The organism is Rhodoferax sp. SPJ21 (assembly GCF_058216335.1).
Map to the genome: position 1 here is coordinate 1,403,457 of NZ_JBYZMO010000002.1, position 18,609 is coordinate 1,422,065.

The window sequence follows — 18,609 nt, forward strand, 5'->3', positions numbered from 1 at the left end:
CGCCCGCGTCAGATGTATCAGTTGTAATGTCACGCCGGCGCCATAAAACCTACACGGTGCTGTCATGACGCTCTTTCAGACTCTCCTCAACACAGGAGAAGTCCATGAAAGAACTGCCTACCCCCACCTTTGCGCTCTCGCCGTTGACGCCCGCGTCTTTGCTTCGGGGGTCGCTTCATCGACCCTCAGAACGGCTGGAAACACCGGGCAGCCGTGCGGATGCGCAGCCTGGGGCGGGGATCGTGGTTTCCTGGGCGCGGCAGCAGGATGAAGTCCGCGAAGCCCAGCGCCTGAGGTACCAGGTCTTTGCGGTGGAAATGGGCGCACGCCTGTCCAGCCGCGTACCGGGCCACGACGTGGACCTGTTTGATGACTTCTGCGAGCATTTGTTGGTGCGGGATGTGGCCACGCAGGAGGTGATCGGCACCTACCGCGTGCTGACTCCGGTACAGGCCAAGCGCGTGGGCAGCACCTACAGCGACACTGAATTTGACCTGGTGCGCTTGCGCAGCCTGCGCAGCCGCATGGTGGAGCTGGGCCGCAGCTGCGTGCACCCCGCGCACCGCCACGGTGGCGTGATCCTGGCGCTGTGGGGTGCCTTGGCCGAGTTCATGCAGCGCAACCAGCTTGACACCATGGTGGGCTGCGCCAGCATCCCAATGCTGCACAACGGCCTGGTCAGTGGCGATGCGGCGGCCAGCATCTGGCGCCAGCTGCAGGCCAGCCATATGGCACCGATTGAATACCATGTGCAGCCCCGCTTGCCGCTGCCTTTGCACCAGTTCGACAGCAGCCTGGACATCGAACCACCGGCCCTGATCCGTGGCTATCTGCGCTTGGGCGCCAAGGTGCTGGGCGCCCCGGCCTGGGACCCAGACTTCAACACCGCCGACCTGCCCATGTTGATGCGCGTAGCCGACCTGCCTGGTCGTTATCGCAAGCAGTTCAAGGGATAACTGAGTGCCGGCCTAGCGCTGGCGGCTAGACCGGGGAATACGCTAGGCGCACGTAGATCGGCGCAAAGGCCTCGGCCTGGACGATTTCCACCAGGGTTTCCTTGCCCAGCTCCAGCAGGGCGATGAAGGTCACCACCAGCACCGACATGCCCTTGGCGGGGTCGAATAGTTCTTCAAACTCGACGAACTTGCGGCCCTGCAGCACCTTCAGCACAAAGCTCATGTGCTCGCGCACCGACAGCTCTTCGCGGCTGATTTTGTGGTGCTGCACCAGCTTGGCTCGGCGCAAAATGTCGCGCCAGGCCTCTTGCAGATCGGCGATGTGGACCTCTGGCAGGCGCGGCTGTAGCGCTTGTTCGATGTAGACCTGGGCCTTCAGGAAGTCGCGGCCGAACTGCGGCAGGGCGTTGAGCCGGGCGGCGGCCAGTTTGATCTGCTCGTACTCCAGCAGGCGGCGCACCAGGGCGGCACGCGGGTCTTCGGCCTCTTCACCTTCGGCCACCTTCTTGGGTGGTAGCAGCATGCGCGACTTGATCTCGATCAGCATGGCCGCCATCAGCAGGTAGTCGGCCGCAAGCTCCAGGTTGCGGCTGCGGATCTCGTCCACATAGGCCAGGTACTGCCGCGTCAGCGGCGCCATCGGGATGTCGAGGATGTTGAAGTTTTGCTTGCGTATCAGGTACAGCAGCAAATCCAGCGGCCCCTCGAAGGCCTCCAGAAACACCTCCAGCGCGTCCGGCGGGATGTACAGGTCCAGCGGCATGGCGAACAATGGCTCGCCGTACAGGCGTGCCAAAGCCACCTGGTCAACGACCTCGGGCATGCTGTCCAGGGCTGCAGCACTGCCAGCGGGCAATGCGTCCGCGTGGGCGGGCTTGGCGGATGCCATTGCTGCTATCGAAAGAGTAGCTGCTTGCGCAGGTAATACCTACGCCGCAAGCAGTTTCTCTATTTAACTATTGGTTTGGTAGACGTAGGGCTTTTGCTCAACGCGGCCGGCGCGGAATTCGGCCTGGGCGTCACGGTCCACTTTTTTGTCCCACAACAGGGCACGGCCTGCGAGTTGCTGGGCTTCCAGCTGGGGTTTTTGCGATTTGAGTTGGTCGATGAAGGCCGTGGTTTCGGACGTGTAGTCGGCGCGGCGGAAGAAGGGCATAAACTAAACCTCAGTGTTGGCTCGGGCATGCCGCAGAACGGGCATGTATGGGTGTGATTTTACCGGGGGTATGTGTGGTGCAAAGGATTCGTCAAATGGCGTTGTTGGCGGCAGTGTGGGCGTCGGCGGTGGGCTTGCCGGGCTGCGATGCGCAGCGCATCGACCAACTCGAAGAAGGCGTGGCCACCGAGGCCGATGTGCGCGCCCAGTTCGGTACGCCCGAGAACATCTGGGACGCACCCGGTGGTGCCCGCATCTTTGAATACAACCGCCAGCCCGCAGGCCACCGCAACTACATGGTCACCATCGCCCCGGACGGCAAGATGTCCGCGCTGCGCCAGGTGCTGACGCCAGAAAACTTCGCCAAGGTGCAGCCCAGCATGGCCATGGAACAGGTGCGCCGCATGCTGGGCAAGCCCATGAAGATCACGCCCTTTGTGCTCAAGCATGAGACCGAATACGACTGGCGCTACCTGCTGCCGCCCAACCAGTCCATGGTGTTCACCGTGGTGTTTGACCCGGACATGCGGGTGCTGCGCACCTTGTCCGTCACCGACCCGGACACCGAGCGGCGCTAGCTTAGTAGCGCGTGGCCGGCGCCGGCTGGAAGCCGTTCAGCCGCGCCGCAAAGCCAGAGCGCTCCATCAGCCCGCGCGGCTGCGGGTTCACATGGCGGATGTGCAGCTGGCCGCCGTGCTGCAGCACCACCTTGAACAGCTGCTCCAGCGCGTCCAGGCCGGTCGCGTCGAGCGAGATGAGCTGCGATGCGTCCAGCTCCACCCGCACGCCGCCAATGTGGCTTTCCACCGCCTGCACGATGGGGTCGATCTTGGCCACCGCGCCAAAGAACAACGCGCCGTAGAGTTTGAAAGCCAGCACGCCTGTGCGCGTGGGCTGGGGCGCCACGCGGAACAGCGAACTCATGCGTCTGATGAACAGAATGCAGGCCAGCACCATGCCCACCTCCACGGCCACCGTCAGGTCGAACACCACGGTCAGAAAGAAGGTGCCCAGCAACAGCGTGCGGTAGTGGCTGCTGAAGTTGCGCAGCCGCACAAACTCATGCCATTCGCCCATGTTCCAGGCCACGAACAGCAAAATGCCCGCCAGCACCGCCAACGGGATGTACAGGGCCAGCGGCCCGGCTACCAGCACCACCGCCGCCAACACCAGGGCGTGCACCATGCCCGCAATGGGCGAGGTGGCACCGGAGCGGATATTCGTCACCGTGCGCGCAATTGTGCCGGTGGCCGGCATGCCGCCAAAGAAAGCCACGACGAAGTTGGCGATGCCTTGCGCCATCAGCTCCTGGTTGGGGTCGTGCTTCACATGGTGCGGGTCGGTGGCCAGTTGGTCGGCCACGCGGGCGCACAGCAGCGACTCGATGGCGCCCAGCAGTGCAATGGTGATGGTGGGCGTGACCAGCAGGCGCACCGTGGCCCAGCTGAAGTCGGGCAGCGCAAACGCCGGCAGGCCGCCGGGAATCTGGCCAAACCGGCTGCCCAGTGTTTCCACCGGCAGGTCCAGACCCCAGGCCAGCAGCGACAGGCTGACCAGCGCCACGATGGGCCCCGGCACGCGCGCAAAGGTGCGCACCGTGCGCCCCTCCAGCAGGCGCACCACTGGCGAGCCCTGCACGAATATGCGCGGCCAGACCACCAGGCCCAGGATGCACAACGCGCCCAGCGCCAGCGCATAGGGGTTGGTGCTGCCCAGGTGGGCGATGATGGTCTTGATTTGCGAGAAGAAGTCGCCCGGCATCTTGGCAATGTCCAGCCCCAGCAAGTCTTTCAGCTGCGACAGTGCAATCAGCACTGCAATCCCGTTGGTGAAGCCGATGACGATGCTCACAGGCACATAGCGCACCAGCGTGCCCAGCTTGAACAGGCCCAGCCCAAACAGCAGCACGCCCGCGCAGGCGGTGGAGATCAGCAGGTTGGCGACGCCGTAGCGCTCAACAATGCCGTAGACGATGACGATGAAGGCCCCGGCCGGCCCGCCAATCTGCACCGTGGTGCCGCCGAGTGCCGAGATGAGGAAGCCGGCGATGATGGCTGTCCACAGCCCCGCCAGGGGGGACAGCCCGCTGGCAATCGCAAACGCCATGGCCAGTGGCAGGGCCACGATGCCCACCGTGACGCCCGAGCCCACGTCCTTGGCGAAACGCTCCCCGCTATAGCCCCGCAACGCGTCCCACAGACGCGGGCGGAAGCGGGCAAGCGGAGAGGCCATGTTTAGCCGATGCGCATACCGGGTTGCGCTCCGGGGAAGGGTTCCAGCACGTAGACGCCCGGCTGGGCTTTTTCATCCGCATGGCTTGCGGCCAGCACCATGCCTTCGCTGATGCCGAACTTCATCTTGCGCGGCGCCAGGTTGGCCACCAGCACGGTGAGCTTGCCGATCAGCTGGTCCGGCGTGTAGTGGGCCGCGATGCCGCTGAACACATTGCGCATGCGGCCTTCGCCAGCGTCCAGCGTCAGGCGCAGCAGTTTGGTGGAGCCTTCGACCGGTTCGCAATTGACGATTTTGGCGATGCGCAAGTCCACCTTGGCGAAGTCGTCGATGGTGATGGTGGGCGCAATTTCCTCACCGCCAGGCACTACAGTTTCTGTAGCTGCTTGCGCAGATTCTGCCTGCGCTGGAGGCTCAAAGAGTGCATCCAATTGTTTGATGTCCACGCGCTGCATCAGGTGCTTGTAGTCGCCAATGGTGTGGCCGGCGCCCAGCTGCGTGTCTGCGTCGGCAAAGCCCAGCGGCGCCACGTTCAGGAAGGCTTCGACCTGGGCGGCCAGCGCGGGCAGCACCGGTTTCAGGTAGATGGTCAGCAGGCGGAAGGCTTCGATGCAGGTGCTGCACACGTCTTGCAGGCGGGCGTCGGCGCCTTCCTGCTTGGCCAGTTCCCAGGGCTTGTTGGCGTCCACATAGGAGTTCACGCGGTCGGTCAGCAGCATGGTTTCGCGCAGTGCCTTGGCGTATTCGCGCTGTTCGTACATGCTTGCGATGCTCTCTTTTTGAGAGCTGATGGCGCTTATCAATGCTGCGCCATCGCTTGATATCGTGCCCAGCTTGCCGCCGAAGCGTTTGGTCAGGAAACCTGCCGCACGCGACGCGATGTTCACGTACTTGCCGATCAAATCGCTGTTCACGCGGGCCATGAAGTCGTCGGCGTTGAAGTCGATGTCTTCGTTGCGGGCCGACAGTTTGGCTGCTATGTAGTAGCGCAGCCACTCGGGGTTCATGCCCAGGCCCAGGTACTTCAGCGGGTCCAGGCCGGTGCCACGGCTCTTGCTCATTTTTTCGCCGTTGTTCACGGTCAGGAAGCCGTGGACGAACACCGAGTCCGGCGTTTTGCGGCCGCTGAACTTCAGCATCGCGGGCCAGAACAGGGTGTGGAAGGTGACGATGTCCTTGCCGATGAAGTGGTACTGCTCCAGGTCGGGGTTGGCCATGTAGGCGTCATAGCTCTCGCCGCGCTTGTCCAGCAGGTTCTTCAGGCTGGCCAGGTAGCCCACGGGCGCGTCCAGCCACACATAGAAGTATTTGCCCGGCGAGTCCGGGATTTCGATGCCGAAGTAGGGCGCGTCGCGGCTGATGTCCCAGTCGCCCAGGCCTTCGCTGGTGGTGCCGTCGGGGTTGGTGCGCACGGTGAACCATTCCTTGACCTTGTTCGCCACTTCGGGCTGCAGGCGGCCGTCTTGGGTCCAGCTTTCCAGAAACGCCACGCAGCGCGGGTCGGAGAGTTGGAAGAACAAGTGTTCCGAGCTTTTCAGCTCGGGCGTGGCGCCAGACAGGGCCGAGTACGGGTTGATCAAATCGGTGGGCGCGTAGACCGAGCCGCAGACTTCGCAGTTGTCGCCGTACTGGTCTTTGGCGTGGCATTTGGGGCACTCGCCCTTGATGAAGCGGTCGGGCAGGAACATGTTCTTCTCGGGGTCGAAGAACTGTTCGATCACCTTGCTGGAGATCAGGCCGGCGGCCTTCAGGTCGCGGTAGATTTGCTGCGCCAGGGCGTGGTTTTCGGGGGCGTCGGTGCTGTGCCAGTTGTCAAAGGCAATGTGGAAGCCGTCCAGATACGGCTTGCGCCCGGCGGCGATGTTGGCCACGAACTGCTGGGGCGTGATACCGGCCTTTTCGGCGGCGATCATGATGGGCGCGCCGTGGGTGTCGTCCGCGCCCACAAAGTTCACAGCATGGCCCTGCATGCGCTGGAACCGCACCCAGATGTCGGCCTGGATGTATTCCATGATGTGGCCGATGTGGAAGTTGCCGTTGGCGTAGGGCAGGGCGGTGGTGACGAAGAGTTGGCGTGGCATGGACAGACGGGCTTTCAGAACAGCCTTTGATTTTAGTCGGGGGCTATCGCTTCGGGGTGTGCCGTTGCCAGAGGGCCTTGTTGGTTCAGCGGAATGCGTGTTTGCGCCGCTCGACCCGGGGCGTGGCGGGGTCGGCCTGGGGATCGGTCCAGCCGAAGAATTTGCAGATCTCGGCGCGTTGCCGCTGCGCGTCGGCATAGCCCAGGGCCATCAGCTCGCGGGTGAAGTTGGACTCGAACAGCAGATAGCTGGCCAGGGCCGAGCCCTTGGCGTCGTCTGATTGCGAGCGCATGCCCAGGCCGCCCAGCATGGTGCGTATGGAGTGGGGCAGGTCTTGCACATGGCGGGCGGCGATTTCGTCTATGCGCTGCGACGGGGCAATCAGCAGCAGTTCCACCGGGCGCAGAGCGCTGTTGTGGCGCAGTTCGGCGGGTATCAGCGACAGGGTGTGGTTGATGCGACGCACCCGCTCTACGTCCACCGCCAGCGCGTCCAGGAAGATATTCGCCAGCGCATGGCCGGCGATTTGCGCCAGCGAGGGGTAGCTGTCATTGGGCTTTTTCGAGGCGTCTTCGCGCGGCTCGTGGATACGGCCTGCGCCGATCACCAGTACACGTTCGGCCCCCAGGTGGATGGCTGCGCCCACCGGCGCCGACTGGCGCATGGAGCCGTCGCCAAAGTATTCGGTATGGCCGTGGATCTGTAGCGGCTGGGCCGGGAACACAAAGGGAATGGCCGAGGAGGCCAGCAAATGGTTCAGCCGCAGGCGCCCGCGCACACCCTGGCGCTGCGAGCGCACCCAGGGCTTGAGATCGGTCGTGCCCTGGAAGAAAGTTAGATGCTCGCCCGAGCTGTAGCTGGACGCGGTGACGGCCAGCGCCCGCACATGGCCCTGGCGCATCAGGCGCGGCAGGCGCTCCAGTGGCACCAGGTGCTTCAGCAGGTCGTGCAGGGGGCTGTTGTCCAGCAGCGAGCGCGGGTGCACCTTGCGCCATTTGGCCAGCATCCAGCCGACCGACAGCAGGGTCAGCCAGCGCGCCCCGCTGCGCATCACGCCGATGGCGTCGGTACGGTAGACCTGGTCGGCGGTGAAGTTCTTCCAGATGCCCACCATCTGGCGCACTATGCTGTCAAAGTCGTCGGCGCCACAGGCCAGGGCTGCGGCATTGATGGCACCCGCCGAGGTGCCGGTGATGATGGGAAACGGGTTGCCCTGGTCGCCCGCGCCGCAGGCCAGGCGCAGGTCGGCAATGGCCTCCAGCACGCCGACCTGGTAGGCCGCGCGGGCCCCGCCGCCGGTCAGCAGCAGACCCGCAGGGGGAAGGGGGGGCGTGGAGGACATGGCTGCATTGGACGGTGCTGCGCAGGGCGCCGTCAATCAGGGTTTATGGGGCTGGCGCACGCGCGTTGCATGCTATTGAATGTGTAGCTGCTTGCGCAGGCGATATATGCGCTGGCGGCTTGTTTCGCTTTATTTTTGGCCACGGCTGCGTAGTTGTTCCAGGGTTTTTCCCAGCCAGGCCAGCATGCCGGGGTCTTGGCTGGTGGCGATATTGACGCCCATCCAGGTGCTAGGTGTTTGCCGCAGCGAGAACAGCGCGCCCGGACGCAGCAGGTAGCCCGCATCCAGCCCCAAGGCGGCCAGATGGTTGGTGTCCACCCCGGTGTCGAACCAGCCCAGAAAGCCGGCCTGCGGCTGGCAAAAAGCCTGTAGTCCCAGGTCTTGCATGCGCTTGAAGGCGGGCTCGCGCAGGCTGTCCAGAGCTGCGTGCACCCGCTGGCAGTGCTTGCGGTAGCTGCCCTCGGTCAGCGCCTTGTAGACGATGCGTTCGTTGATCTCGGGGGTTGTCAGGGCGGTCAACAGCTTGTGCGTGGTCAAGGTGTCCACCAGCTCGGCCGGGCCGGCCAGATAGCCCACGCGGATGTTGGGCGCGAGCATTTTGGAGTAGCTGTTCACATACACCACGCGGCGCAGCTGGTCCAGGCTGGCCAAGCGCGTCACGGCCATGCCCTGGGGCAGGAAGTCGGAATAAATATCGTCTTCGATGACCAGGATGTCGTGGGCCTCGGCCAGCCGCAGAATCTGGTAAGCCGTGGCCGCATTCAGAAGGGTGCCGGTGGGATTTTGCAGCACCGGGTTGAGGAACATCAGCTTGGGTTTGTGCTTCTCGACCAGCGCGGTGAGGGCCTGTACGTCGAGTCCTTGCGGGGTGTAGGGCACGCCCACTACCTCCACGCCCTGCAGCCACAGCAGCGGATTGCACCAGCCTGGCTCACCCACCAGCACGGTATCGCCAGGGCGCAGCAGCATGCGAAAAATCAGGTCGATGGCCTGGGCCGCGCCGTTGGTGGTGAGTATTTGCGCCGGATGGGCCTGGATCTCGCGCTCGGCCAGTGTGCGCTGGATTTGCGTGCGTAGCGGGGCGTAGCCCTGTGCCGAAGCCCCTTGCGCCAACTGCTGGCTGGTGCTGTGGTTGGCCATCGCCCGCAGGCCCATTTTGAGCAGGTCGCCACCGCACATGTCGGGCGGCAGATAGCCCGAGCCCGGCGACAGGTGCGCCGGAATGCCACTGGTCATGTTGCGCACCATCCAACCCATGTTGATGGCCTGCTGCGGTTTGGCGAGGGCAGGGGCCGACTTGGCGCGTGTGCTGGGCGGCGGCGCGGCTTCGCGTACAAAAAATCCCGCCCCGCGCCGCGCCAGCAGGTGCCCGCGCGCCACCAACCGTTCGTAGGCCGCCACCACGGTAAAGCGCGACACCCCGCGCTCCTGAGCCAGCTCGCGCACCGAGGGCATGCGCATGCCAGGGCGAAACACCTGCTGCTGGATGCGCTGCTCGGCCCACTGCACCAGTTGGTCTACCAGGGTGGTCTGAGCTCCCAGGGTTGCGCTGAGATCGGTGGAGGATGTGGGCATGGACTGTATTGGTGATTTGAGCAGGCCAGTGGCGGTAGTTATTTGGTGAACTGTATCGGTACTGTATAGGTGCCAAGACTACAGTGAATGCCACTCCACCGCAAGCCGTGGTGGGTGATGTTTCAGGAGATGGCAATGGTCAAAATTGAACACTTCGAACTGCGCACACCCGATGTGGTGGCGCTGCGTTTGGCCGCAGGCATGGTGCTCCGTGTCAGCAGTGGTCGTTTGTGGTTGACGCAGGATGGCTGCAGCGAAGACGTGTGGCTGCAAGCTCCCGCCAGTTGGACTGCGCCGCACGCGGTCAACGTGCGGCTGAGTGCCGAGCCGTCGGTGGACTTTCAGATTGCGCGGCCAGCGGCGGTGCGGCGTGTTCCGCGCATCCGCATGGCGCGGACGAGGCTGGACATCGCAGGTGCCATCGGCGCGGCCTGATGGCGGTGTAGGGGGGCACTGGGCGGGGTGGAGGTGGCGGGTGTTATGCCTGCATAGGAAGGTGCCGTGTGCGCCGCCGTCAATCAGGGTTTATGGGCTGGCGTGCTTGCGTTGCATGCTATTGAATATATAGCTGCTTGCGCAGGTTTTATGTGCGCTGGCGGCCTTTTCTATTTAAGAGGTGGCTTTCTTGGCAGGCAGCAGGCGCTGCACCAGCGGGTGCTGCACCTTCTTCTCGGTGCCAATCGCGTAGAACTGTTCTTCCACTCCCTGGCAGGCGCCTATGCGCTGCACGCCGTAGCGGGTGGTCAGGTCTTCATGTACCCAGTCTGCCGCCGCAAATACACCCATGCCTTCGGCGCCGAAGGTGGCCAGCAAGGCGCTGTCTTCAAACTCCCCGGTGATATGCGGCTTGATACCCAGGTTTTCGAACCAGTGGTCCAGCCGGGGGCGCACGGCGGCATGCGTGGTGGGCAGTAGTACCGGCACTTTGGCCAGGCTGCGGGGGAAGTCCTGCGTGACGGCATCCAGCAAGTTGGGTGGCGCGTACCAGGCCATGTCGGACGCGCCCAGCCGGTGGCTGTAGACCTTGAGGTTGGGGTTGGGCGGGGCGGCGCGGTCGGCCAGCACCACGTCCAGCCGGTGCAGGGCCAGGTCGCCCAGCAGGTCTTCGAATTCGTCTTCATGGCAAATCAGGTGCAGGCGAGGCTCCTGCATCACCGGCTGCAGCAGGCGCCGGGCGACCAGCTTGGGCAGGCCGTCGGATATGCCCACGGCCAGCCGCACGGACGGCGCGCTGACGGCGTCGCGCACCGTTGCGGGCAGCTGCTCGCCCAGCTGGAAGATCAGGTCGGCCTGGCGCAGTGCGGCTACGCCTGCCTCCGTCAAGGCCAGCCCACGGCCATCAGGCTTGAGCAGGGTCACGCCCAGCGAGCGTTCCAGCTCGCGCACCTGGGTGCTGATGGTTTGCACCGCCATGCCCAGGCGATCTGCTGCGCGCGACATGCCACCCTCGTGCGCAACGACCCAGAAATAGTGCAGGTGCCGGTAGCTGAAGCTGTGTTCCATATTCAGGTATTTATGAATGGTTGTTTCTAAATTATCTGCTTTTTAAGAAGTAATGAGCGGCGTATGGTCGGGGCTTGTTTCCTCATTTGGAGAAAGACTATGGAAAACCTCAACTCAAGCGTTCGCACCCACCCGGGTGGTGGGCTGGTCACCACGGCGGGGTCGCAGACCATGCCTGTCAACCGCGTGCTGCGCAATACCTACGCCCTGCTGGCGATGACGCTGCTGTTCAGCGCCGTGGTTGCTACCGCCAGCCTGGTGCTGCGGGCGCCGTCGCCCGGTTTGCTGATCAGCCTGGCGGGTAGCTTTGGCCTGCTGTTTGCGGTGTACAAGCTGCAAAACAGCGGCTGGGCCTTGCCGGCGGTGTTTGCCTTCACCGGCTTTATGGGCTACACGCTGGGGCCTGTGCTGGCACGTTCGCTGGCCTTGCCCGGCGGCGGTGAAGTGGTGGCGATGGCTTTGGCGGCCACGGGTGTGACCTTCCTGGCTTTGTCGGCCTGGGTGGTGACGACGCGACGCGACTTCAGTTTCCTGGGCGGCTTCTTGTTTGCCGGCATGGTGATCGCGCTGTTGGCCGGCTTGGCGGCCGTGTTCATGGAAGTGCCCGCGCTGGGTCTGGCGGTGTCGGCCATGGTGGCTTTGCTGTCGGCAGGCTTCATCCTGATGGACACCAGTCGCATTGTGAACGGCGGTGAAACCAACTATGTGCTGGCTACCGTGGGCCTGTACCTATCGATCTTCAACCTGTTCAGCAGCTTGCTGAGTTTGTTTGGCATCGGCAGCGACGACTAAGGTTGGCAAGCCCCTACGCGGAAGGGGCGCGCTGGTTTGAAATAGACTACGCGCCCCTTAGGAGTTATGCATGCCTCTCTCAGAACAGCAGGTGCTGGACGCCATCAAAACCGTGGTGGACCCCAATACCGGCACCGATTTCGTCTCCACCAAAGCCATCCGCCATCTGACCATCACCGGCGGCGCGGTAGCGTTTGGCGTGGAGCTGGGTTACCCCGCGAAAAGCCAGGAAGCGGCCTTGCAAGCGGCCCTTGCCACAGCGGTGCAGGGCCTGGACGGTGTGAGCAGCGTCAACATCACCATCACCACCAAAGTTGCCGCCCATGCGGTGCAGCGCGGTGTGCAGCTGCTGCCGGGCGTGAAGAACATTGTTGCCGTGGCCTCGGGCAAGGGCGGCGTGGGCAAGAGCACCACGGCGGTCAACCTGGCGCTGGCACTGGCTGCAGAGGGTGCCAAGGTCGGTTTGCTGGATGCCGATATTTACGGCCCCAGCCTGCCCATGATGCTGGGCATAGCAGGCAAGCCCGAAAGCGCTGACGGCAAGACCATGGAGCCCATGGAGCACTACGGCGTGCAGGCCATGTCGATCGGTTTTCTGGTGGACCAGGACCAGGCCATGGTCTGGCGTGGCCCCATGGCAACCCAGGCGCTGGAGCAGCTGCTGCGCCAGACGAATTGGAAGGACCTGGACTATCTGGTGGTGGACATGCCGCCCGGCACTGGCGACATCCAGCTGACGTTGAGCCAGCGCGTGCCCATGACCGGCGCGGTCATCGTCACCACGCCGCAAGACATTGCTTTGCTGGACGCGCGCAAGGGCATCAAGATGTTTGAAAAAGTGGGCGTGCCCATTTTGGGCATCGTGGAAAACATGGCCGTCCATGTATGCAGCAACTGCGGCCACCAGGAGCATATTTTTGGTGCCGATGGCGGCAAGAAGATGGCGGCCGACAACGGCATGGACTACCTGGGCGCCTTGCCTTTGAACATGCAGATCCGCATCCAGGCCGACGGCGGCAAGCCCACGGTGGTTGCCGATCCAGACGGCGAAATTTCCGCTATCTACAAGCGTATTGCCCGCCAGGTGGCGGTGTCGATTGCGGGCAAGAACAAGGACTTCTCGTCCAAGTTCCCGTCAATCACGATCTCCAAAAACACCTGAGCTTTGATGCTCCTGTTGCCGCCCCCGTTTGGGGGCGGTTTTGTTTCTGAAGCCTGAATAACCCTTTAGATAGGAATGATTCTTGTGCAGTGTTACCCATTGTTTGTGTAACTAATTGTGTAGACTGTTGCAGCCCGCTTCGGGCTTTTTCTGCAATGGAGGAATGAATGGCAGGATTTCTAGACAAGGAACGCATCATTGCGGGCCCCGGCTTCAACCGTTGGTTGGTGCCGCCGGCTGCGTTGGCGATCCATCTATGCATCGGCATGGCCTATGGCTTTTCGGTGTTTTGGCTGCCTTTGTCCAAGGCGCTGGGTATCAAGGAAGCCATCAAGTGTGGCCCCGAAGTGGGTTTCTGGGCTGAGCTTTTTACCACTAGCTGTGACTGGAAGATTTCCACCCTGGGCTGGATGTACACCCTGTTCTTTGTGCTGCTGGGTTCGTCGGCCGCGCTTTGGGGTGGTTGGCTGGAGCGCGTAGGCCCGCGCAAGGCTGGCGTGGTGTCGGCTCTGTGCTGGTGTGGCGGCATGTTGTTGTCTGCCCTGGGTGTGTATCTGCACCAGTTCTGGCTGATGATTGTGGGCTCGGGCGTGATCGGTGGCGTGGGCCTGGGTTTGGGCTACATCTCGCCGGTATCGACACTGATCAAGTGGTTCCCTGACCGCCGCGGCATGGCCACCGGCATGGCCATCATGGGCTTTGGTGGCGGCGCCATGATCGGCTCGCCCCTGGCCGCTGATCTGATGAAGTATTTCGCCACCCCGACCAACGTGGGCGTGGCCCAGACCTTCGTGGTGATGGCCGTCGTGTACTTCGTGTTCATGATGGGCGGCGCACTGACCTACCGCGTCCCTGAAACCGGCTGGAAGCCCGCCGGCTGGACGCCGCCGCCAGCCCAAGTCAACAACGCCATGATCACCCAGCGCCACGTGCACGTGAAGAAGGTTTGGGGCATTCCCCAGTTCTGGCTGGTCTGGATGGTGTTGTGCATGAACGTGAGCGCCGGCATTGGCGTGATCGGCATGTCGTCACCCATGTTGCAAGAAGTGTTTGGCGGCACCTTGATTGGCGTGAGCCAGAAGTTTGGCGAGCTGGATAAAACCCAGTTGGCGGCGATTGCTGCCGTGGCGGCGGGCTTTACCGCCTTGTTGAGCTTGTTCAACATCGGTGGCCGCTTCTTCTGGGCCAGCCTGTCCGACAAGCTGGGCCGCAAGCTGACCTATGTGGTGTTCTTCGTGCTGGGTGGCGTGATGTATTTCAGCGTGCCTGGCAGCGCGGCGGCTGGCAATATCGTGCTGTTCGTAGGTGCGTTCTGCGTTATTTTGAGCATGTACGGCGGTGGTTTTGCCACCGTGCCGGCCTACTTGGCCGACCTGTTTGGTACGCAAATGGTGGGCGCCATCCACGGTCGTCTGCTGACCGCCTGGGCTACGGCGGGCATTCTGGGCCCGGTGGTCGTGAACTACATGCGCGAGTACCAACTGGGCCTGGGCATTCCCCGTGAGCAGGTCTACAACCAGACCATGTACATCCTGGTTGGCATGCTGGTGATCGGCTTGGTTTGTAATCTGCTGGTCAAGCCGGTGGCAGACAAGTATTTCATGACGCCCGATGAACTGGCCCATGAAAAACGCCTGGCCCATGAAAAGGCTGCAGCCTCCGAAGTCGGCTCCAGCGGTGTGGTGGACGACCACGCGGTGAGCCCGGTCTGGGTGGCGCTGGCCTGGGTGGCTGTAGGCTTGCCGCTGACCTGGGGTATTTACCGTACCCTGCTAAGCGTAGCCAAGTTCTTCAACTAACGCTTCGCTGAACAAGGCCTGTCAGTCGCTGTTGGATACAGTGCCTGGCAGGCTTTTTTGCTTTTCCAACGAGACAGGGTTTAACGCAATGCAGTTATTGAAATCCTTGAAGCAACGCATCGAATCTGCAGCCAAGGCATTTGCGTCAAGCTTGCCCGAGGGGTTTGCGCTGGACGCATCGCAGCAAGTCGATGTGCAGGGCAAAAAGACGCCGGTGCTGCGCTGCGGCAACCGGGTGCTGAACTTGGACTTCTCCGTACCCGACGGCTTTACCCAAAGAACCGGTATGCGGGCCACCATTTTTGTGCGCATGGGTGAAGACTTCATCCGCATCACCACCTCCGTGCGCAAGCAGGACGGTGAGCGCGCTATCGGCACCCCGCTGGACCGGTCCCAACCGGCTTACCGGGCGGCGCTGGTCGGTAAGTCCTATGTGGGCTACGCGACGATTTTTGGCAAGCAATGCATGACCCGATACGACCCTGTGCGCGACGCCGCAGGCCAGGTGGTGGGTATTTTGTATGTGGGCCTGGACGTGAGCGATATGGCACCGGTCCATGTAGCACCCCGGATGGCGACCACCATAACTCTGGCATTTGGAGTGTTGGCTTGCGCCTTCCATGCAGCCACCGGCAAGTTGCTGGACCCGCTCAGCGGTGGTTTTACGCTGTTGTCCATGGCCATGCTGTGGGCACTGACCTATTTCCAAATGCGGCGCCATGTCACCGAGCCCATGAACCAGGGCCGGCAAGCCGCGCTGCGCCTGGCCAGCGGTGACCTAACCAACCAGCTGGACGTACGTGACCGCGACGACGTGGGCAAATTGCTGCTGGCCATCAACGGTATCAGCGTCGGCCTGACCGGCTTGGTGGGCAATGTGCGCCAGGCTGCTTCCATGGTGGCCAGCGGCACCAGCGAGATCGCCGACGGCAACAACGACCTGGCGTCGCGCACGGAAAAGCAGGCCGGCGAGATTAACTCTGCTGCTTCTGCCATCGTCGAACTTACCGCCACCGTAAGCCAAACTGCCGACAAGGCCAACCAGGTGAACGCCTTGGTCGGTTCCGTGGCCAAGCTGGCGCAGAGCAGCGGCGGCGTGGTGGGCCAGGTGGTGGACACCATGGGGCAGATCAAGTCCAGCGCGCACCGCATCAACGACATCATCGGCCTGATCGACGGTATTGCCTTTCAGACCAACATCCTGGCCCTGAACGCGGCCGTGGAGGCGGCCCGTGCGGGCGAGCAGGGGCGTGGCTTTGCGGTGGTTGCGTCGGAAGTGCGCAGCCTGGCGCAGCGGTCCGCGACTGCCGCCAAAGAGATCCGCAACCTGATTGCCGCATCGGTGCAAACCGCTAATGTCGGGGGCGAGTTGGTGGAGAAAGCCCAGCAGTCCATGACCGACATCACCAGCTCCATCCAGCAGGTGGTGGGCTATGTCGACGAGATAGCGCTGGCCAGCAACGAGCAGCGCGCGGGCATTGCCGATGTCAACCGTAGCGTGGCCGAGATTGACGAAATGACGCAACAAAATGCCGCGCTGGTAGAAGAGTCTGCCGCTGCGGCCATGAAAATGCGCGAGCAAGCCACCGCGCTGGGTGCGGCGGTGAACAGCTTTAAAACCCCTTAGCCACCAGGGTAGGGTGCAAGGTCGTATAAAACGAGACGAAAGAATCTCCCATGAGCGAACAAAAAATTGAGTTTTATACCGGCCCCGCAGGCGGCTGGGGTGCCCTGAAGAGCGTGGGCAAAGCCTTGGTGCACCAGGACGTGGCCCTCAAAGGCGCCAAGACCTTGCTGCATGCCAACCAGCCCGATGGCTTTGACTGCCCGGGCTGTGCTTGGCCGGACCGCAACCACGCATCCACCTTCGAGTTTTGTGAAAACGGCGCCAAGGCTGTAGCAGCCGAGGCCACGGCCCGGCGCGTGACGGCAGACTTCTTTGCCCAGCACACCGTGACCGATCTCGCCACCCAAAGCGACTTCTATCTGGAAGACCAGGGCCGGTTGACCGAACCCATGGTTTTTGACCCGGCCGACGACAAATACAAGCCCATCGCCTGGGACGACGCTTTTGCGCTGATCGCCCGGCACCTGAACGCTTTACCCGACCCGAACCAGGCCATCTTCTACACGTCCGGCCGGGCCAGCAACGAAGCCGCCTTTTTGTACCAACTGTTCGTGCGCGAATACGGCACTAACAACTTCCCCGACTGCTCCAACATGTGCCACGAGCCCAGCGGCAGCGGCATGCGCGAAAGCGTCGGTATCGGCAAAGGCACGGTCACGCTGGATGATTTCGAGCAGGCCGACGCCATCTTCATCTTTGGCCAGAACCCCGGCACCAACCACCCGCGCATGCTGGGCGAGTTGCGCCAGGCGGCCAAGCGTGGCGCGCGCATCGTCAGCCTGAACCCGCTGCGCGAGCGTGGGCTAGAGCGCTTCGCCGACCCGCAGGACAAGCTGCAGATGGCCACGTTGACCGACACACGCATCAGCACCCATTACTTCCAGCTGGGCATTGGCGGCGACTTCGCCTTTGTCAAAGGCATGATGAAGCACCTGGTGGAGTTGCAGGATGCGGGCGAAGATGTGCTGGACCACGGCTTCATCGCCGAGCACACCACCGGTTTTGAGGCCATGCTGGCCGATTTGCGTACCGAGTCCTGGGCGCTGCTGGAGTCCGAATGCGGCCTGGGCGCAGAGCACATCCGCGCTGCCGCCGAGGTGTATCGCCAGGCCAAGAGCGTGATCGCCTGCTGGGGCATGGGCATCACCCAGCACCAGAACTCGGTGGCCACCATCCAGATGATCACCAACTTGCTGCTCATGCGCGGCAACATCGGTCGCCCCGGCGCCGGCCTGTGCCCGGTGCGCGGCCACAGCAATGTGCAGGGCGACCGCACCATGGGCATCTGGGAAAAACCGCCCGAGACCCTGTTGAATAACCTGCAAAAAGTGTTTGGCTTCACGCCACCACGCGAACACGGTTTTGACACGGTGGAATCCATCCAGGCCATGCTGGACGGCAAGGGCAAGGTGTTTTTTGCACTCGGCGGCAACTTTGCCACGGCCACACCCGACACCGTGCAGACCTGGAAGGCGCTGCGCAAATGCGACCTGACGGTGCACGTCACCACCAAGCTGAACCGCAGCCACATCGTGCACGGCAAGGCTGCGCTGATCCTGCCCTGCCTGGGCCGTACCGAGATCGACATGCAGGCCGGCGGTGCGCAGGGCGTGACGGTGGAAGACTCGATGAGCATGGTGCACATCTCCATGGGCATCAACCCGCCCGCGTCCGAGCATTTGCTGTCCGAGCCGGCCATCGTGGCCCGACTGGCTGCCACGACCCTGGCGGGTCGGACTAAAACGCCCTGGCTGTGGCTGCTGGAAGACTACAGCCGTATCCGCGACAAGATCGAAGCCGTGTTCCCTGACTTCAAGGACTTCAACCAGCGCATCCAGGTGCCCGGCGGCTTCCGGCTGCGCAACACCGCCAGTGAGCGGGTGTGGAATACCGCCTCCAAGAAGGCCGTGTTCAAAACCCATGCTGTGCCTACCGGCACGCCGCTGCAGCGCGCCCGCGAGCGCAAGGGCGACGCCATCGTGTTCGCGCTGATGACCACCCGTTCGCACGACCAGTACAACACCACCATCTACGGCGCGGACGACCGCTACCGTGGTGTCTACGGCCAACGCCGCGTGGTGTTTGCCAACGCAGAAGACATCCGCGCGCTGGGCATGAAAGACGGCGATTGGATCGACTTCCACACCGTATGGGACGACGGCGAGGAACGCCGGGCCGATGGCTTCAAGCTGGTGGCCTACAACATCCCGCGCGGCTGCGTGGCGGCCTACTACCCCGAGACCAACCCGCTGGTGCCGCTGTCGTCTGTGGCGGCCAACGCCGGTACGCCTACCTCCAAGTGCATTCCGGTGCTGATGCTGCCGCACCAGAAACCGGCTGCGCCTGCGTCGCAACGGGCCGAAGCCATATCAGCCGCAGCCTAG

Annotated in this window: 15 protein-coding genes; 8 read left to right on the plus strand and 7 right to left on the minus strand. The window is 63.1% G+C overall.

The window, feature by feature from the left end:
* Window positions 1–104: 104 nt before the first annotated feature.
* The gene (locus AC4BBN_RS14470) at window positions 105–956 is read left to right on the plus strand and encodes a GNAT family N-acetyltransferase (protein ID WP_490592665.1); all 852 of its coding nucleotides are present in this window, start codon (window positions 105–107) and stop codon (window positions 954–956) included.
* A gap of 25 nt (window positions 957–981) precedes the next feature.
* On the opposite strand, the gene AC4BBN_RS14475 is transcribed toward AC4BBN_RS14470, so the two are convergent.
* Entirely contained in the window at window positions 982–1,845 is an 864-nt protein-coding gene (locus AC4BBN_RS14475; protein ID WP_490592666.1) for a segregation and condensation protein A, read from the minus strand.
* A 63-nt stretch (window positions 1,846–1,908) separates the two neighbouring features.
* Complete coding sequence (locus tag AC4BBN_RS14480; RefSeq protein ID WP_490592667.1) at window positions 1,909–2,112, minus strand: DUF3460 family protein; 204 nt, start codon at window positions 2,110–2,112, stop codon at window positions 1,909–1,911.
* A gap of 95 nt (window positions 2,113–2,207) precedes the next feature.
* Between AC4BBN_RS14480 and AC4BBN_RS14485 the strand changes: the two genes are divergently transcribed.
* Window positions 2,208–2,690 (plus strand): outer membrane protein assembly factor BamE, encoded by a 483-nt coding sequence (locus AC4BBN_RS14485; protein ID WP_490592668.1) that lies wholly within the window; start codon window positions 2,208–2,210, stop codon window positions 2,688–2,690.
* Between the two features lies 1 nt (window position 2,691).
* Here the strand turns inward: AC4BBN_RS14485 and AC4BBN_RS14490 are convergent, their stop codons facing one another.
* From AC4BBN_RS14490 to AC4BBN_RS14505, 4 genes are all read right to left on the minus strand, one after another.
* Window positions 2,692–4,344: a SulP family inorganic anion transporter gene (locus AC4BBN_RS14490; protein ID WP_490592669.1), complete on the minus strand. Its 1,653-nt coding sequence runs from the start codon at window positions 4,342–4,344 to the stop codon at window positions 2,692–2,694.
* A 2-nt stretch (window positions 4,345–4,346) separates the two neighbouring features.
* On the minus strand, window positions 4,347–6,425 hold the full coding sequence (gene metG / locus AC4BBN_RS14495; RefSeq protein WP_490592670.1) for a methionine--tRNA ligase: 2,079 nt from the start codon (window positions 6,423–6,425) through the stop codon (window positions 4,347–4,349).
* An 85-nt stretch (window positions 6,426–6,510) separates the two neighbouring features.
* A complete protein-coding gene (locus tag AC4BBN_RS14500; protein ID WP_490592671.1) occupies window positions 6,511–7,767 on the minus strand; it encodes a patatin-like phospholipase family protein in 1,257 nt (418 codons plus the stop codon).
* Between the two features lie 129 nt (window positions 7,768–7,896).
* Complete coding sequence (locus AC4BBN_RS14505) at window positions 7,897–9,342, minus strand: aminotransferase-like domain-containing protein (RefSeq protein WP_490592672.1); 1,446 nt, start codon at window positions 9,340–9,342, stop codon at window positions 7,897–7,899.
* 135 nt (window positions 9,343–9,477) lie between these two features.
* Between AC4BBN_RS14505 and AC4BBN_RS14510 the strand changes: the two genes are divergently transcribed.
* The gene (locus tag AC4BBN_RS14510; protein WP_490592673.1) at window positions 9,478–9,777 is read left to right on the plus strand and encodes a DUF2917 domain-containing protein; all 300 of its coding nucleotides are present in this window, start codon (window positions 9,478–9,480) and stop codon (window positions 9,775–9,777) included.
* 174 nt (window positions 9,778–9,951) lie between these two features.
* On the opposite strand, the gene AC4BBN_RS14515 is transcribed toward AC4BBN_RS14510, so the two are convergent.
* On the minus strand, window positions 9,952–10,845 hold the full coding sequence (locus tag AC4BBN_RS14515; RefSeq protein WP_490592674.1) for a LysR family transcriptional regulator: 894 nt from the start codon (window positions 10,843–10,845) through the stop codon (window positions 9,952–9,954).
* Window positions 10,846–10,944: 99 nt separating this feature from the next.
* Between AC4BBN_RS14515 and AC4BBN_RS14520 the strand changes: the two genes are divergently transcribed.
* The 5 genes from AC4BBN_RS14520 to AC4BBN_RS14540 all read left to right on the plus strand — a co-directional run bounded on the left by AC4BBN_RS14520 (window position 10,945) and on the right by AC4BBN_RS14540 (window position 18,609).
* A complete protein-coding gene (locus tag AC4BBN_RS14520) occupies window positions 10,945–11,637 on the plus strand; it encodes a Bax inhibitor-1/YccA family protein (RefSeq protein WP_490592675.1) in 693 nt (230 codons plus the stop codon).
* A 70-nt stretch (window positions 11,638–11,707) separates the two neighbouring features.
* The gene (gene apbC, locus AC4BBN_RS14525; protein WP_490592676.1) at window positions 11,708–12,799 is read left to right on the plus strand and encodes an iron-sulfur cluster carrier protein ApbC; all 1,092 of its coding nucleotides are present in this window, start codon (window positions 11,708–11,710) and stop codon (window positions 12,797–12,799) included.
* Between the two features lie 167 nt (window positions 12,800–12,966).
* Window positions 12,967–14,598, plus strand: coding sequence for an OFA family MFS transporter (locus AC4BBN_RS14530; RefSeq protein ID WP_490592677.1), 1,632 nt, complete (start codon window positions 12,967–12,969; stop codon window positions 14,596–14,598).
* A gap of 88 nt (window positions 14,599–14,686) precedes the next feature.
* A complete protein-coding gene (locus tag AC4BBN_RS14535; RefSeq protein WP_490592678.1) occupies window positions 14,687–16,225 on the plus strand; it encodes a Cache 3/Cache 2 fusion domain-containing protein in 1,539 nt (512 codons plus the stop codon).
* A gap of 50 nt (window positions 16,226–16,275) precedes the next feature.
* A complete protein-coding gene (locus tag AC4BBN_RS14540; RefSeq protein ID WP_490592679.1) occupies window positions 16,276–18,609 on the plus strand; it encodes an FdhF/YdeP family oxidoreductase in 2,334 nt (777 codons plus the stop codon).